18 protein-coding genes and 1 pseudogene are annotated in these 16,260 nt (G+C 58.4%); 16 read left to right on the top strand and 3 right to left on the bottom strand.

The features are described 5' to 3' along the window. Window positions 1–23: 23 nt before the first annotated feature. Genes nifX through fdxB form a run of 4 tightly spaced genes read left to right on the top strand, consistent with a single transcriptional unit; the run spans window position 24 to window position 1,403 of the window. The gene (gene nifX, locus AC0L27_RS36370; RefSeq protein ID WP_473322586.1) at window positions 24–419 is read left to right on the top strand and encodes a nitrogen fixation protein NifX; all 396 of its coding nucleotides are present in this window, start codon (window positions 24–26) and stop codon (window positions 417–419) included. 10 nt (window positions 420–429) lie between these two features. Further along, window positions 430–900 carry a NifX-associated nitrogen fixation protein gene (locus AC0L27_RS36365; protein WP_473322548.1) on the top strand — a complete coding sequence of 157 codons (471 nt, stop codon included), beginning with the start codon at window positions 430–432 and terminating at the stop codon, window positions 898–900. Between the two features lie 7 nt (window positions 901–907). Continuing rightward, on the top strand, window positions 908–1,108 hold the full coding sequence (locus AC0L27_RS36360) for a CCE_0567 family metalloprotein (protein WP_473322546.1): 201 nt from the start codon (window positions 908–910) through the stop codon (window positions 1,106–1,108). Window positions 1,109–1,121: 13 nt separating this feature from the next. Next, on the top strand, window positions 1,122–1,403 hold the full coding sequence (gene fdxB / locus AC0L27_RS36355) for a ferredoxin III, nif-specific (protein WP_369726380.1): 282 nt from the start codon (window positions 1,122–1,124) through the stop codon (window positions 1,401–1,403). Window positions 1,404–2,010: 607 nt separating this feature from the next. On the opposite strand, the gene AC0L27_RS36350 is transcribed toward fdxB, so the two are convergent. Continuing rightward, window positions 2,011–3,354, bottom strand: a complete 1,344-nt coding sequence (locus tag AC0L27_RS36350; RefSeq protein ID WP_473322543.1) for an IS5 family transposase — start codon at window positions 3,352–3,354, stop codon at window positions 2,011–2,013. Window positions 3,355–3,908: 554 nt separating this feature from the next. On the opposite strand from AC0L27_RS36350, the gene AC0L27_RS36345 reads away from it, so the two are divergent. Next, window positions 3,909–5,084, top strand: coding sequence for a TlpA disulfide reductase family protein (locus AC0L27_RS36345; RefSeq protein WP_473322542.1), 1,176 nt, complete (start codon window positions 3,909–3,911; stop codon window positions 5,082–5,084). 470 nt (window positions 5,085–5,554) lie between these two features. Beyond that, a pseudogene (locus AC0L27_RS36340) lies at window positions 5,555–6,167 on the top strand (Asd/ArgC dimerization domain-containing protein); the annotation flags it as partial. A 117-nt stretch (window positions 6,168–6,284) separates the two neighbouring features. On the opposite strand, the gene AC0L27_RS36335 reads toward AC0L27_RS36340, so the two are convergent. After that, window positions 6,285–6,512 carry a hypothetical protein gene (locus AC0L27_RS36335; protein WP_473322540.1) on the bottom strand — a complete coding sequence of 76 codons (228 nt, stop codon included), beginning with the start codon at window positions 6,510–6,512 and terminating at the stop codon, window positions 6,285–6,287. Between the two features lie 372 nt (window positions 6,513–6,884). Continuing rightward, window positions 6,885–7,475, bottom strand: a complete 591-nt coding sequence (locus AC0L27_RS36330) for a hypothetical protein (protein ID WP_473322539.1) — start codon at window positions 7,473–7,475, stop codon at window positions 6,885–6,887. Window positions 7,476–7,800: 325 nt separating this feature from the next. Here AC0L27_RS36330 and AC0L27_RS36325 point away from each other — a divergent pair, with 325 nt between their 5' ends. From AC0L27_RS36325 to AC0L27_RS36280, 10 genes are all read left to right on the top strand, one after another. Then, window positions 7,801–8,121: an iron-sulfur cluster assembly accessory protein gene (locus AC0L27_RS36325; RefSeq protein ID WP_473322535.1), complete on the top strand. Its 321-nt coding sequence runs from the start codon at window positions 7,801–7,803 to the stop codon at window positions 8,119–8,121. A 160-nt stretch (window positions 8,122–8,281) separates the two neighbouring features. After that, window positions 8,282–8,443: a NifU family protein gene (locus AC0L27_RS36320; RefSeq protein ID WP_473322531.1), complete on the top strand. Its 162-nt coding sequence runs from the start codon at window positions 8,282–8,284 to the stop codon at window positions 8,441–8,443. An 8-nt stretch (window positions 8,444–8,451) separates the two neighbouring features. After that, entirely contained in the window at window positions 8,452–9,663 is a 1,212-nt protein-coding gene (gene nifS, locus AC0L27_RS36315; RefSeq protein WP_473322529.1) for a cysteine desulfurase NifS, read from the top strand. Then, on the top strand, window positions 9,660–9,884 hold the full coding sequence (gene nifT, locus AC0L27_RS36310; RefSeq protein ID WP_473322528.1) for a putative nitrogen fixation protein NifT: 225 nt from the start codon (window positions 9,660–9,662) through the stop codon (window positions 9,882–9,884). The genes nifS and nifT overlap by 4 nt, the downstream gene beginning before the upstream one ends. Window positions 9,885–10,733: 849 nt before the next feature. After that, window positions 10,734–12,287, top strand: a complete 1,554-nt coding sequence (gene nifB, locus AC0L27_RS36305) for a nitrogenase cofactor biosynthesis protein NifB (protein ID WP_473322526.1) — start codon at window positions 10,734–10,736, stop codon at window positions 12,285–12,287. A 16-nt stretch (window positions 12,288–12,303) separates the two neighbouring features. Beyond that, the gene (locus AC0L27_RS36300) at window positions 12,304–12,528 is read left to right on the top strand and encodes a 4Fe-4S binding protein (protein ID WP_473322524.1); all 225 of its coding nucleotides are present in this window, start codon (window positions 12,304–12,306) and stop codon (window positions 12,526–12,528) included. Between the two features lie 1,104 nt (window positions 12,529–13,632). Beyond that, window positions 13,633–13,953: a nitrogen fixation protein NifZ gene (locus AC0L27_RS36295; RefSeq protein ID WP_473322522.1), complete on the top strand. Its 321-nt coding sequence runs from the start codon at window positions 13,633–13,635 to the stop codon at window positions 13,951–13,953. Continuing rightward, window positions 13,950–14,189 carry a nitrogen fixation protein NifZ gene (locus AC0L27_RS36290; protein WP_369726371.1) on the top strand — a complete coding sequence of 80 codons (240 nt, stop codon included), beginning with the start codon at window positions 13,950–13,952 and terminating at the stop codon, window positions 14,187–14,189. Before AC0L27_RS36295 ends, AC0L27_RS36290 begins: the two co-directional genes overlap by 4 nt. Window positions 14,190–14,200: 11 nt before the next feature. Continuing rightward, complete coding sequence (locus AC0L27_RS36285; RefSeq protein ID WP_473322519.1) at window positions 14,201–14,560, top strand: DUF3024 domain-containing protein; 360 nt, start codon at window positions 14,201–14,203, stop codon at window positions 14,558–14,560. 11 nt (window positions 14,561–14,571) lie between these two features. Beyond that, window positions 14,572–14,838, top strand: a complete 267-nt coding sequence (locus AC0L27_RS36280; RefSeq protein ID WP_409190659.1) for a hypothetical protein — start codon at window positions 14,572–14,574, stop codon at window positions 14,836–14,838. Window positions 14,839–16,260 lie beyond the last annotated feature (1,422 nt).

Genomic DNA, 16,260 nt, shown 5'->3' with positions numbered 1-16,260 from the left:
GCAGGGAAAGAAAACAACATCGGATGAAAGTTGCATTCGCCACTCAGGACTTGAAGCATGTCGATGCGCACTTCGGCTGGGCCAAGAACATCGCGATCTACGAGGTTGGCCCGGAGGGGCATCGGTTCATTGAGGCGATCCAGTTCGGTGGTGACCTCACGGAAGACGGCAATGAGGATAAGCTCGCGCCCAAGATCGAGGCGATCAGGGACTGCGCAATCCTCTATGTTGCGGCGATCGGCGGCTCGGGTGCCGCACGAGTCGTCGCGAGCAAGATCCATCCGATGAAGGTGCTGCAACCAGAGCCCATCATCGAACTTTGCGTTAAACTCGAAACCGTGCTGAAGGGCTCGCCGCCGCCCTGGCTGCGGAAGCTGCTCGCCAAAGACCCGGAACGTACAGTGGATTTCGAAACCTGAAGGAACGAGGATGGGAGATGCGTCCGAAGTCACTCCAGCCGCCGCGGTGGCGGAGCAGCCATTTCTGAAAGAGCTCGTCAAGATCTGGCGCGCCCAGGACTCCCACGGTGCCTGGGAGGGCAAGAAGGATCTCGATTTGCTCGAACCCTACGTTCTCGACAAGCACAAGCGCCGTGCGCTGCCTATTGTCGGCAATCCCGACCCCGAGACGACATGGCGGCTGGAGCTGTTCTTTAACGCGGTTGCGCTCTCGATCGAGAAGGCGACCGGAGTGATGATCTCCCCAATGCTGAAGATGCACAACGAAGGGTTCGGTCGGATCGTGTTGATCGGCGGCCGGCTCGTTGTCGTGAGCAAGCAGCTGCGCGACGTGCATCGCTTTGGTTTCGACCATTTCTCTGATCTCGCTGATCAAGGCGACAAATTCGTCAGCAGTGGCGTTGAGATGATCCGTAAGTTCCCGGAAGTGGCGAATTATTGAGGCAAGCATGAACGATGTTGAAGCGCTGAAAGCGGAAATAAGGAAGCTGTCGGCGAAGGCGACCCAAGCCAAGATGGACCTCCACGACCTCTCCGAGGAGCTGCCGGTCAACTGGTGCTCGATCCTGAGTGTGGCGCAGAAGGCCCACGCTGCTTTCAGCGAGCTCGAAAGCAAGCGCCAAAATCTCCAAGCGCTAGACAAAGCATAGCGGATCTCAAGCCATGTCATTTAGGACCCGCGACGGCCGCAGTTGGGAACCGGATTACCTGGTTTCTATCGATCTCAAGAAGTGCATCGGCTGCGGCCGCTGCTATAAGGTTTGCGGCCGCGAGGTCATGACGCTGAAGGGGCTAAGCGAGGGTGGCCAAATCATCGATCTCGATGAGGACGATGAGCTCGAAAAAAAGGTCATGGTGCTGAATGACGAAGGCGCTTGCATCGGCTGCAGCGCCTGCGCGCGGGTTTGTCCGACAAACTGTCAGACGCACGCGCCACGGGTTTGAAGCGACTTTGTCCGATATCAATAGGGCTGCTTTGTCAGAGACGAAGGCAAGTCGGGAGATCCGGTATCGAGCCGACGACATCTACGGTGCGATGTTCAATATCGAAGCCCAGTCGGAGATTCATTTGCTATTCGCCAACGTGCGACATCCAACCTGCTCTGTTGGCGCCAACCCAGCGTTCCTGAGCTGACCGTGCCCGAACATGGACTGTTGGCTGTCCTTCGGGGGGATCGGTCAAATGACACGACCGCGCCGTCTCGTGCTCGCGAACTATAGTAACCACGGCGCAAGGAGTTGATGGGCTAGGTGACTTTGGTTGCGACATCTGCACGGTTTCACGTCGTTCTCACTGTATTGAGTACGCGCGGCTAACGCTGCTCCACCATGCCCCGAGCCAGGTTGGAGCAACCAGTACGCGGCCACCCTATTTGAGATTGTCCGGAACCGCACGTCCAAGGCAACCCGCATAACACGGGAGCGCTGGGTCGAACTGATCGATGCACGTGCCAATCAATGGACAGGTCACCGCCCATCAGTGCGGCAGAAATGCTCGTGAGTAGCCTGTCGGCTGGCTAGCATAGCCTGTCGTCCGTGAAGAACGCGGCTTTCATGCTGGAGCGGACTGACGGGTTGGCATGAGGGCGAGGATAATCTGGCACAATAAAAGCCGGAGCCATCGGATCAGCCGGCGGAAGTTGTAGCCGACGGCGGCGAGGACCGGGTTGGCAGCGTCGCCCCGGCGGTGCCAGAGATAGTTTCTGCCCATGCGATGCTCGGCTTTGAGATGGCCGATCACGGGTTCGATGGCTGCCCGGCGGCGCAACTGGCGTTTGATGTTGGGTGTGACGCCGCGTTTCTGGCCGGATATGAAGACCCTGAACTTGTGATCTGGCGGTGCATTGTGGCCGCGATATCCCTTGTCGGCGAGGATGCGATCAAGGGTATTGCCGACCAGGGCCTCCATTTCCGGGATCACGGTTGCCAGGGTGTGTCCGTCGTAGGGGTTGCCCGGCATCGACTTCACGTGGGTGACGAACTGGCCGCCCTTGGCGCGGCCGATGGTGGTGGCAACGCTGACCTTGACGCCGAACTCGTAAGGCCGGTGGGCCTTGCCCTTGCCGATGCATTCGACTTCCGGGGCATGCAGGGAATAGACCTTGGGGCCGCGCTGGCGCTGCTGTTGCTCGCGTACGCGCCGCGCCAGCATCAGCAACTGGGCGAACGCTGCTTCGAGCCCGCCGTCGCCATCGATCTTGCGGGTGATGTCGCGAATGACGCGGCCGAGCAAGGTGCGCAGCTTCTTCAGCATCCGGTTGGCGCGATTGAACTGCTTGGCGTGAGCATAGCGCTGGTGCTGGATCAGGGCGAACTTGCCGACCCGTGTATAGGACTGGCGCAGAGCCACCCCGTGTTGCTTCGCCAGCCGCACCAGTTTCTCGCGCGCCCGGTTCAGCAGCCTGGCATCGGTGGGGAACATCACGTTCTTGGGCTGCACGGTGGTATCGACGATCACCCGTGACAGATCGGACGGCTTGATCGCCTTGGTCCTGGTGGCGACCGACAGGCTTTCCTGGAGCAACGCCTGCAACCGCTCCTCGCCCATCCGGTTGCGCCAGCGCGTCAACGACGAGCGATCGAACACCAGCCGGTGCTGGAAGAACTCCTCGCCGCAGAAGTACTGGTAATAGGGGTTCTCGACCCAGCGCTCGCACAGCACCTCATCGGACAGGTCATAGGTGTGCTTGAGGATCGCCAGCCCCGCCATCAGTCGTGTCGGCAGCGGCGGATGGCCGGGATCGTCCGTGTAGACCTGGCTGAAGCCTCCTTCCAGGAAGCCCCAGTCCACCGTTCGCGCCAGCTTCGCCAGCGGATGGTTCATGTCGATGATCTGATCAAGCCGGGAGCGAAACAGATCCTGCTCGCCCGTCTCCCGTCGTTCCCGTGGCCGCATCTCGTCCTCTCCCGAAGCCGCGATACGACACAGAATCACGAATCAAATTTGCAAGGAATCCCCTTTCGCGCGGCCAGTTTCCGGCAAATTCGATTTCCACAATTCGTCGTTTTAGGATTCCAAATCAACAGCTTGGGCATTCTTCACGGACGACTAGCCTGGTTCAGGGCTGCGCGCGCAGTCTCCGCCTTTGCGCCAGATCAAGAGACGCTCGGCAGGAGATGTGAGCGGCCTTGGGCACCCCGGCTAGATCGCGCGGCAGTAAGGGGTGATCCTTAACTCGGTCAGCGCCCTGAGCCCGCCGCCGAGCGTTTACGGCGAAGCCTACGTCGCGGCTGGCGGATGCGCATTCGCGTTTTGGCGACCCGAAGGGCGCGTTGCGTGCCCGAAACCTGACGCTCACGCAAAGCATGTCAGGCTACAGTGGACCTATTGGGCGTGCGGATGTTTTTCTTAGAGCTTTTCATGTGCTTAGTGCGCGCGGAGCGCCTGGCACGGTGATTGCTAACTCAGTGTAGAGACAAGCTCTCGCAACAACTGACTTTGGAGAAGAAATGATGGTGCTGTGCATGGCGACCCCGGCTCCTTCGCTCAAAGTCGAGAACTGGCTGCGTGGCGACCCCCTTACGAACTTCCAGCCAGGGAAAGTGTACATCGTCGAATTTTGGGCAAGCTGGTGCGGTCCATGTGAGGAGGCGATGCCCCATCTCATTGAGCTGCAAGCGAAATACAAAGACGAGGGGCTTGAGGTCGTCGGAGTCGCAGCTAGGGAACAAGCACCAACGGCGCATGAGGCTCGCACCAAGTTGGACGCATGGTTGACTGAGAAGTTCTCAAATTTGAACTATCGAATCGGGTTCGACAGTACGGGCGAAATGAACAAGCTTTGGATGGATGCCAGCTCATCTGTCGGGATTCCGACGTCGTTCGTCGTCGACCGCGACGGCCACATTGCCTTTATCGGTCATCCGATCACACTCGACGACGTCTTGCCGAAAATAATAAACGGCACTTGGCGCAGCAGCTATCAAGCTAAAGCCGCTGATGCGAAACGGATTGCGGAAGGCCAGCGCCTGGCGCGCGAACGCTCAATGCGCCGGAGAATTGGAGCGGCGATGGAAGCAAAGGACTGGCCGACCGCGCTATTAGCCGTCGAAGAGGGCATTGCCGCGACGCCGGACAATCTCCACTTCCGGGAGATTCATGCGCATCTGTTGCTTCACAAAATGCGCGACACGGCGACTGGTTTCCAGGTCTTACGCCAACTGGTTCGAGATGCGATTGAGAAACAGTCAGAGGCTTTGAGTGCGCTGGTTGGCGCGATGAGGCAACTCTTTTATGCGGAGAACGACAACACGCACCTTCCGCGTGCGGAACGCTTTGCGATCGGCAGGGATGTTTCGGAACACATCCTCAATCCTGGGCAGGCCTTCGGCGGCCTCAACTGCTCTTCTTATATGGTGGTCGCTCAGTACTACTACGAGAGTGGTGACAAGCAACATGCCATCGAGCTGATCGAGCGGGCGATGACGTGGCTAGACGATCCGAAAGCTATGCCGGAATCAATGAGGGAGGGTGCGAAGAAGTATTATATGCCGGGGCTGCTCCAAGCCTTGGCCAACTACAGGGACGAGAGGGTTTCTTGCGGCGGGTCTTGTTCGGTTCCGCGAGAGAAGTCTCCTGGAGCTCCCACGTCCAGCCGCAGGAGGAGACATGAAGAGAAATGTTAATCAGAAAAACGCGCCATCGGGCCCAATTAAGCGCCTTCGAGCGACCAGCAGAATCATTCAGGGCGATTGCGACATGCAGTTCACAAGGAAAACCTAGCCGACAACGAGCGATGCCACCCCCTGCGGCCCTTCGTTGCTTGGTGTCTCGTTAGTGCCTGTTTTCAAGGGATGCCGGCTCCGCCGTTCTTACATACTCTGGTTTGTAGCTCGATACTATCGATCTGCTGCTCACATCGAGCATTACTCACGCAGTTATGTTCGTCTTTGCCGGCACAAACCGCACCTTCGAAGAATTTAAATCCAGCATCGAGGCTCGATCTGGCAGTCTTCTACCGGTTGCGCCGCCGCAGACGTGAATCCCATGCTCTATTGGGCTAGCATAATGAACAGAACTTGTTGTTCTAGAAAAGGAGGTGGCCGCTTCAGAAAGTGCTGAAGGCGACTTGAGAGTGTCCGATCTCGAATGCTTCGTGATCGACAACTCCTCCGCTTTCCGAATGGATCCGAACCTGCCGCTGGTGATCCTCGACATCAATGCGGCCCGCGTCCGCGACCGCAAGGGTATCATCGCTAACCCGAAGTGCGCCGCGATCACCGCGCTGGTGCTGCTTTGGCCAATCCACCAGAAGAACCGCATCAGCGCGTGATAAGCGCAACTTACCGGGCCGCCAGCGGGGCCGGCGCCGCTGCGAAGGAAGAGTTTCCTGAAGTTCACGCGTGTCAATCTCAATTGCCAACTTTCAAGACCTTCGATGACGGGATGATCGTGACTGGCGTGACCTGCATCCGCGTACCCGTGCTGCGCGCCCATCAACTTCGAATGCGAGAAGCCGATCAGCGAGGAGCATGTGCGCCCGATCATGGCGCAAGCGCCCGGCGTGAAGGTCGTCCGACCGCACCAAAAAACGAGGTCCGATACCAATCGACGCGGCTGGCCAGGGTGATGTTCTGGTCGGCCGCATCCACAAGGACCTCGGCGATCCCTCAGGGCATCAGATCTCGATGTTCGTGGCGGCGGATCAACTGCTCAAAGGGGCGGCGCTGAACGCCATGCAGATCGCAGGGCTGTTGCTGGGCCTGTAATCAGGCGCACACCGAGACGATAGGTCTAAGCCTGGGCGGCCGAGGCTGACGGGAAATCCACCCGCCTGCTCGACCTCGCGGGTGCTGCCGATTACAGCGACGGGTACTCGGGCACTCCTACACAGTTGCCAACACCTCCACCCCTGCGGCGACCACTTCGTCCTCCACACTCCCTGCGGCGGATTCTGCCGGGCGATTTCGCACGTGCGCTACCGCGCATCCGGGTCGGCGCGAGTTCTGCATCCATCGTGGTCGCTCCAGTCGCGGATGGCGCTGGCTTTCCGCAGCACGGGTATCGCGCAGCCCCGGAATGTCCGGATCACCGGTGGCCTTGAACATCAGCATAGTGATCGCTCCTCGCGCGACATCTCAGCGCCGCTGAGGCCGGCAAAGGCCTGGAGCACAACGCCAAAGCCAATCCACACACCGTCGATCGGCCCTTTGAAGTGTGACCGCGACCATGAACCGGTCAGACTTGGAATGTCCTGATCACGATAGACTCTGTCAGTCGGACCGTCGCGGTGAGCCGGCCTCAGCGTGATGACGACAGTGCTCTTGGCCATCACACGACCAGCAGAGTGGCATGTCGTCTGCCCGAAAAGCTGGGCCGGAAGTGCATGGCCAAGGTTAGAAAGAGCCCGCCGCAGGCGAAGCGTTTGCAGTGAATCTCTTTGCGGCGGACTGTCGAGCTGGCGAGAAAGGGGCTGAGGCGATGCCTCAGACTGGGCGGTTTTCGCTTCTGTTCTTCACCGGCTCCATTTTGGCTAGGCCGTCCTCGTATGAGATCTCCGTGTATGATCCATCGATTTCCTTGGCGGCATCAAGCAAGTAGTCGAGCCTCGCGGCGGTACCGAGCTTTTTGAGATCGTTCTTGTCGATGCCGGCGAGGTCCATCATCTCCTTCCATACGGTTGATTCGTTGCATGGCAGAATCCGGAAGGTGATGTCCCCTATTCTCGTGCGGTACTTCGCGAGCAGATCAATGTTGTTGCAGAAGATGAAATAGCTGCCTTTGGGGCTCAGCCTGCCATCCAGCACCTTCGCGGCCTCGGGTAGATAAGCGAAAGAATGCAGATATCCGGCAAGGACTGGGATGGTTGGTTCGCCTTCCTGTGCAATTGCAAGAACTTGTTCGATGGAATAATCCGGCGGTCGTTTTTCGTCGGCGAGCTGGGCTTGGAACTTCAGCGCGATGTCGCCTCGAAATCCAAACCGGCCCGACTTCGTTGTTGCACTCTTAAGCACCGCATTCAGCAACCGCCCCTCCTTGTCCAGCGGGCCAAGAGCGGTGTTGGCGATCGAGGTCATGGCAGGCTCCTCATCAGTTTGTGGTGTGCACGGGTCGCCCAATGCGACGTGTCCCCCACCTTCCTGCAAGTTGTTTGCCGTCCGCGATGTCTGCGGCGACGTAGAGCGTAAACGGCGGCTTGGCGCGATTTGCGTGGATACCCGCTGCCACCATCACGAGGCCTCGCCTGCATGACATCCTGCTGCCGGAAAACCGCCTGTCGCGAACCCGACAGGTCGCAAATCGAATGGTGGGCCTCTGCAACAGAAGCTGGTTTCATCTGCATCTCGACTGGCATGGGATTTGCCATTTGTGCTTTGCGACAGAACTGAGAACGAGCCAGAGATGATCAACCTGACGGATAGCGCCATCACCGCATTGAAGGCCGCAATCTCCTCGACAGCGCAGCCGGCAAGCGGTTTGCGGATCATGATCGAAGGCGGCGGCTGCCAGGGATTCACATATAAAATGGGTCTTGCTCATGAGCCAAGCTCCGATGAGACCGTGTTCGAGCAAGGCGGGATTAAAGTGTTTGTCGACAACGCGAGCCGGGCGCATCTCAACGGCACCACGATCGATTTCGTGGTGTCGCTCGAAGGATCAGGATTCCGCTTCGATAACCCAAATGCCAAAGCGAGCTGTTCCTGCGGCAAATCGTTCAGCTGAGTCGCCTTGGTACGCTTGGCAATGGAATGAGCATCGAACATGGGCCTGAAGGCTGAACGGACGAAGCAGTCTTCGACCATCGAGCCTTCCGATCGCGAGCGGATTGTCCGCGCCGTGCTCGATGAGAGTCGGCCAAGCCTCAGGCGCGATCGGGGACATTGTGACCTCATCGATAGACGGCAACAAGATCATGGTCGGGCTAACCGGCGCTTGCATGGTATGCAAGCTTGCGGGCACGACGCTCGCCGCCATTCAGGCGCGCCTGATCGAGCGGCTCGGAAAGTTTGTCCGCCTGATCCGTTCCCCGGAGCTGCCAAAGTGAGGGCTTAAATGCAGAGCGAACTCTCCGTGCGGTCGATTTACCTGGACAATAACGCCACGACCCCTGCACATCCCTTGGTGGTCGCCGCGATGCTGCCGTTCTTCTCTGAGCAATTCGGCAATGCGTCGTCCGGGCATGCATTCGGCATTGAGGTTGCACCCGCATTGACGCAGGCGCGCCGAAATGTGCAGGCTCTCATTGGCGCGGCATTCGATCACGAGATCGTTTTCACCTCCGGCGCGACGGAATCTGACAACACTGCGATCCTGTCCGCGCTCGCCGTGCAGGAAGGACGCGACGAGATCGTCACAACCGCAGTTGAGCATTCGGCCGTGCTGTCTCTTGCCGAGGAGCTGGGCCGACGAGGATTCAAGATCCACGTCATTCCGGTCGATGCAAGCGGTCGATTGGACATCGAGAGCTATGGCAACGTCTTGTCGGAGCGTACGTCAGTCGCCTCGATTATGTGGGCTAATAATGAGACCGGTACGATCTTTCCGGTGAAGTCCCTCGCCAAGATGGCGCGCTCAGTCGGCGCGCTCTTTCACACCGATGCAGTCCAGGCCGTCGGTCGGATTCCCATTGACCTGAAGACGACGGACATCGATATGCTGTCGCTCTCCGGCCACAAGCTCCATGGTCCGAAGGGCGTCGGCGCGCTGTATGTGCGCAAGGACATTAAGTTCCGGCCGCTGATCTTCGGCGGCGTGCAAGAGCGGCGTCGCCGCGCTGGCACCGAAAATGTCCCAGGCATTGTTGGGCTCGGCAAGGCGGCGGAACTCGCGGCGGCACACCTCATACAAGATCAGATCCAGATTTGCGCCCTTCGCGACCGGCTGGAGCGAGGCATTCTCGCTCTCGGCGGATGCATCGCGCTTGGTGATATCAAAAACCGCCTGCCAAATACCTCTAATATTGCCTTCGAGCATCTCGAAGCGGAGGCCATCGTCCACCACCTGAATCGTGACGGAATTGCCACCTCACTCGGTTCAGCCTGCGCGTGCGGCTCGATGGAGCCGTCCCATGTCCTGCGCGCGATGAGAGTAGCACCGGCCTTTTTGCGGGGTGCGGTTCGCTTCTCGCTCTCGCGAGAGACGGCGACGGATGAGATCGATCGTGTGCTGCAAGTCCTGGCGCACATTACTTCCAAACAGAGAGCCTTGTGGCGTGCGTGTCAGGAGCGTGCGGGCGAGAGTTCGCAACCTGCAGAGCCCCTATGAAAGTCATGATTCGTCGTTCACCCGAGACAGGCCTTTCGATTTATGTACCCAAGAAAGATCTTGAGGAGCCGATCGTCGACTGGGAGCACGAGACGCTGTGGGGTGGTTGGATTAAAATCGCAAACGGCTGGGTGCTCGACCTACCGGCGATGGCGAGCGACACCACCCTACCAATCACCATAAACGCCAAGAAGCGCGGCGGCGAAGCAACCGAAAAATGAACGCTCCGAGTCTACAGACGTCGTCAAACAGGCGATGTCCAGGGAAGTCTTGGCGGGCGCGGTGCGGGCATACCGGTCAACGCGACAGTCCTTGCAGCCTTGTTTCGGAACCAAGATCGTGCTGCCGCACGATGCCAAAGGCAGTATCTTGGCCGGGGCGCAGCATCGAGGCATCCGGCCAGCGCGATAGCGTTGATGGGAGGCCTTCGCGACCTCCCCCTTTTCGGCGACCGCCAGGCCGCTCGTTGCATTCCACGCGTCTTAACATCGTCAGGCCAATGGCTGGACTCCATAAGGTTCAGCTTTGAATAGTTGAGTCGCGCGCCGGCCCAGATCGCAGGCTCAGAAGTATCAACCTTCGTGATGATCCCCGACCCTGGCGAGGGGGCGTTTCTCTTCAGCTCGTTGACAATGCCCTTCCGAACATCACGCAGGGGTCCGCGTGATCTTCCATGGCATAGGTCAGTCACTGGACTGCGTTTTCTCTGCTTCTAGGAGGGCTCGCCTTATCAAGGTGTCCTTCAAAGCGTCCGGAACGTCTTTTGCGCATTGTGCTTTGCCTAGGCGTCACATTCTGACGGAAGATCAACTTTCAAGCGACGCCCGCATGCGGTTCGCCGAAGCTATACGCTGAAGCAGCCTACCGCTCCTCAAAACAATGGTGTCAGCGCTGTTGTGATCGCAATCCCTGTCAGCTTTCCAACATGACTTGATAAATCTGACATTCGACCAGGCATTAGCTAACTGCTTGAAGCGAACTGTAAAAATCATTGTGGCCGGAATGGCACGCCATTTGCTTTTGGCTTTTCAGAAACCGAAAGGGTTCGGCTTGCGAAAAGAATTGGAATAATGAGTACTTCAGCGCAACACCAGGTATCCTGCAGCGGCAAGATCAGCGAGACCATGCAAGTCATGGTGAAGCACAAGGGCTGCGGTACGATCGGTGGCAGCGGTAAGGCAAGCTGCGGATCTCAGGCTGGCATCGCTAATCTGCCAATTGAGATCTGGGAAAAAGTGAAGAACCATCCCTGTTACAGCGAGGAGGCGCACCACCATTATGCCCGCATGCATGTCGCGGTCGCACCCGCCTGCAATATCCAATGCAATTACTGCAATCGCAAGTACGATTGCGCGAATGAATCGCGTCCTGGCATTGTCAGCGAAAAGTTGACGCCGGAGCAGGCCGCCAAGAAGGTGCTGGCGGTCGCTTCCGCGATCCCTCAGATGAGCGTGGTCGGCGTTGCGGGTCCTGGCGATCCGCTCGCGAACCCGGACAAGACATTCAGGACGTTCGAGCTCGTCAATAAGCTCGCGCCAGATATCAAGCTGTGCCTCTCGACGAACGGTCTTGCGCTACCCGATCATGTCGACACGATTGCGAGACTCAAGGTCGACCACGTGACGATCACCATCAACATGATCGATCCAGAAATTGGTGCAAAGATCCATCCCTGGATCTTTTACGGCCACAAGCGTTACACCGGCATCGAAGCCGCGAGAATACTCAGCAATCGACAGCTCCAAGGGCTGGAGATGCTCACCGCGCGCGGCGTCCTGTGCAAGGTCAACTCGGTGATGATCCCCGGGATTAACGATCAGCATCTGGTCGAGGTTAACAAGGCCGTGAAGTCGCGCGGCGCCTTCCTGCATAATGTGATGCCGCTGATATCGTCGCCGGAGCATGGGACCGTCTTCGGCCTCAGGGGGCAACGCGGCCCGACTGCACAGGAAGTGACAGCATTGCACGATAGCTGCGAAAGCGAGATGAACATGATGCGTCACTGTCGCCAGTGCCGGGCCGACGCCGTCGGACTGCTCGGGGAGGACCGTGGCGCGGAGTTCACCATGGAGAAAATCATGGCGATGGACATCAAATACGACGAGCAGGCCCGGAAGGAGTATCAGGCTAAGGTTGAGAAGGCGCGCACCGCGAACCTTGTGGCCAAGCAGGAGGCGCTTGCGCGGCTCGCCAGCGCGTCCAGCGAAATCAAGGTGCTGGTGGCGGTTGCAACCAAGGGCTCGGGATTGATCAACCAGCACTTCGGTCATGCCAAGGAGTTCCAGGTCTACGAGCTCTCGACTTCAGGCGCAAAATACGTTGGTCATCGAGCAATCCATTCCTATTGCCAAGGTGGTCACGGCGAGGACAGCAAGCTCGAAATCGCCATCGGCGCCATCAAGGATTGCCACGCCATATTCGTGTCAAAGATCGGCGGCTGCCCGAAGGCCGAATTGATCAAGGCCGGCATAGAGCCGGTCGATCGGTACGCCTGCGAGTTCATCGATGGCTCGGTCACCGCCTGGTTCCAACTCTATCTCGATAAAGTCAATGAGGGGAAGATCAATCACGTTGAAAGGGTCGATGCGGCGGCCTGCTCCAACTCGCTGACTTCCGCCGCCTGAGGATGGGTTCGAGATAATGCCATTCAAGATCATCGTGTCGCAATGCACGGGCTGTTCGGCGTGCGAAACGCAATGCCCGAACCTCGCTATTTCCGAGCGAGCCGGCGTTTTCCTGATTGATCCTGAGAAATGCACCGAGTGCGCCGGCTACTTTGACGAGCCACAATGCGTGGCGGTTTGCCCCGTTGACAATACATGCGTGCTCGACGCGGCGCTGCCGCGTCAGCAGGAGCCTGCTTGAGGGCCACGATGGATGTCATGACGACACTAGCCGTTCAGAAACTCGGGCGGTTGATGCTCCGCATTGAACGGCGGCGACCGCGGCTGTCGCCTTCTCAAACCGGATGGAAGGCTCGCCCTCGTCGCCAAGCTATTCGCCAGCTACCGAGCCATATTCTGGCGACGCGGGCGTCGGCGGGACTGCGTCAAACGATTCCGGTCCGCCCGAATCCCGCTGTCTTGAGCGTCGCGGATCGAATTCGCTGATGGGCCCACGAAGAGCGGACGCGTGTTCCGGGACATCGATCCATTCCCCTGCAGCCATCCTTGAACGGGCGACATTCATGTCCAGGTCGTTCTTAAGTCCGCCATCCGAGAGAAACGAGGGTGTCCTCACCGACTCCTGCGTTGGTCGTGCGGTGTCGAGCCGACCTAGCATCATCTCAGGGCGGCAGGGTAATCATATCAGCCTGCCGAAAATCTACCTGCGTCAAGCCAACGCGTTCGCACCCGATCACGTGATGCGCAGACGATTTCCTGCCGAGTGGCGCTCTCGGCGCCAGCAAGCCCGAGTTTGGCCGCAATGGCCCTGGCGTGCGCCGTCCTGTTCTCGTTCAATGCTCTTGCGCCTGCTTGCGTTACGGGCAACCCGACAACCGACGCAGCTGTCCAGAGACTGGTGGGGCTCGCTACCACGCGCAAGATCGGCGCCGAGGTGTTATTATGGGGCGCTTGAGCCTATGGGCAGGACCGTGAATGGTGACGTCCACAATGCCCTCAGTTGCCGGGGTAATCAGGCCGACTCCGCCGGCTGTGCGCATCCGGCGCTGAAACACGCGGCTCGCCGCGCCGCCGGCTCAACCATGCCTCCGTCGATGACGGACGCGCGTGCCGCATCGAGGGCTTGTTCAACATCAACCATGGGCTCATGGATAGTTATCTCGAGCATCTGGATTTCAGTTGCGGGCGTTGCGCTGCACCGGCTCGAAAGGCTCATGCAAGCCGTGATCGCAAACCGCACCGCCGTGCGGGGATCGACGCGGCTGATCGGGGATAATGATAGGGCGGTCGGTGAGGCAGGGCGTTGGCGAGACGTTGTATCGAACTGTGGAACGGGGACGATAGCATGAGCAACATCGTCCGCGATAGTGAGATCGTCGAGCTGACGGACAGCCCCTTGTTTGATTATGGCGACAAGGTGCGGGCCAACCGCACCATCCGCAACGACGGCACCTATGTGGGCAAGGAGATTGGTGAGGTTCTGGTCAAGAAAGGTGAGCTTGGCTATGTCGTCTCGATCGGCACGTTCCTACAACAATTTTATATCTATGGGGTTGAATTCCTCGGCTCCGGCCATCGCGTCGGCATGAAAGGCAAGGAGCTCGATCTAGTCAGGCGAAGCCACGAAGGCGAGGGGCCTTCCTTGCCAGGAGCGGCAGCCCGATGATCGAACCAAGACTGCCAAGATACCAGTCAGGCCAACGTGTCAAGGCGGCGATAGATCTGCTCAACGACGGTTCCTTTCCGGACGCGTCGCCGGAAGAGTGCTTGGTCAGCGTCGGGCACATTGGTGAGATCGTCCAGATCGGTTGCCATACGGAAGCGAACCTATTCATTTATATGGTCGACTTCGGCAAGCAGTTGGTGGTTGGCTGCATCGAGGCAGAAATCTCTGCAGTCTAGGAGATTGCGCAATGAACGCGGCAATCATCAGAAGACATCATTCCGGCTTGCCTGCCCATCCCAACGAGCTCGACCGATGGCGAATCGTGCGCGCACTCACGAAGCGCGAGCGCTACCGATATGTCTCGCCAGAGGTGACTGCGGTTCCTGGCGGCTATCTGGTCGAGAGCCCGTGTTGCTCAGGCAATATCAATGCGGAGCGCGGCCTCGTCGAGGTTGCGCTGCTGCACCACGATACGACTGGGGCGGCATGGCAGCTGTTCCGCAAAGATCACCGCAAGGGCGTCTGGGAGTGGCATTCGACCCATCAACGGCTTGGCTTGGCGACAGCGGTTCTGAACGCCGACCCTGCACGTTTGTTTTGGCAATAAGGATTCTGGAAATGGTGCTCGAAGGCGAGTTGACGAACATCGGGCAGACGCTCACCTCTATTGATGCAGCCTCTGAGCCTTGCCCGACGCTCCGGCAGAAATTTCCACATCTTGCCTGGATTTGTTGCGACGCCTCCGACATGACACACACTCCGTTCCGCCGTTTTGGACAGTTTGACCTGCATCTGCTCGACAGTGGAGCTCAATGTGCACAGATCACGAATGATCCGGAGCGCGCCACCGGCATCGTGCTGGCCAAGCGCTCTGCCATGTCATGATCAAGCAATCGCCTGCCGGTGCCAGGCTCACAGGGCGCTAAGCCCGCGGGTTGTTTGCCATGCCGTCGTGCCGGGCCTAGCGAAATGTCACGATCAGATCGCTCGCTCGTTCACCGGGTCCATGACACGGGGCAGGCGATGGTCTGGAATCTTGTTCGCTGAGGATGGAATTGCCTGGCTATCTCTACGTGGCCTCTTCGATCAAGGATACTGCGGCTGTCAAATTAGAAAGAGCAAGCCGTGCTCGATTAGTTGACGAAGCAAACCTCAGCCGCCGCAGGATTCGCATTTGTGAGTACTCGACCTAAATCCGCAGAAGCCCAGCAAGTATGAGACGACGTTTATTCTTCGCGCGGTAACGCCGTACACTCGTGAAGCCCGGTTCATCATGCGCGGGAGCACCACGATTGTCCTGGCCGATCCAGCGCTACTCCATCAATTCTGGCGCCTGAATATTGCTCTACGAAACTTCTTGGTGAGTGAAGTTGATGTATTTAAGCAAGAAGCGCTTTCGAGTTGGTTTTTGAAGGACCGAATCGAGCATCCCTGTCTCGCTAGCTTGCTTCCATGTTGAACCGCCTGGCGTGCGTCGGGAACCGGGTTTGTCGCGCGGATAAAGATACAGAAGGACAGAGAACAAATTCGCGTGTAGTTCATGTTCTTATCTGGAAGATAAAAGCCCGCTTGAATAGTTGCCGATGGTCATTGATGTGGTAATGGGAAGCAGTTGCGTCGTTTTTCAATAACAAGGCGCTGCAGATAAATGTGCAAAGCGAAATCGGAGAACGTCACGTGGCAAAAAGCACCAAGCGCAAAGAATATAGTAAGGACGAGGTCAAGCTGCTCAAGGCGCACTCAAGGGCCCGCACCCCTGTAGCTAGGGTTTCAAAGCTTATGAAGCGCTCCGAAGGCTCCCTAAGGCAGAAAGCGTCTACCTTGGGGATTGGCTTGGGTCACCAGCGCTGAGATGTGATTCAGTTTCGGAAATCGACCGGCGTGATGATCGAGGCCGTCAGGCGGCTTGCGATTGCTGGCTAGTTGGTCGTCTCAGGCTGGGCGCCGACGGTTAGGTCTCGCTGCGAACGAGCTGACCGGCTTCTCCGTCGATCCGGTCACTTGACCTAAACCCGACCGATTGTCGTGTTCAATCAGCGACTCAAGCGAATCGCTCGTCGCATCGTGCTGCTTAGGCGCTGAATATAGATTGGTGAGCTCGGAAAATACGGTGTGCGAGCGCGGCGGCGGATCATCAACTCGTTGGGCACACGTCATTCGATGGTGAGCCATCTGCCGCTGCGTCCACGCTTCTCGAGGCGGCGACTGGAAACTAGTACCCACTTTCCCTGGGAAGTGAGTCATGATTCAACGTCGGGATGATACCCGAAGCAAGAGAAGTCCATCTTACGAAGAAAGATCGCCAAG

Source organism: Bradyrhizobium sp. Ken51 (assembly GCF_055807435.1).
The sequence above is the reverse complement of the archived record's forward strand: the minus strand, read 5'-3'. Positions and strand labels throughout refer to the sequence as shown.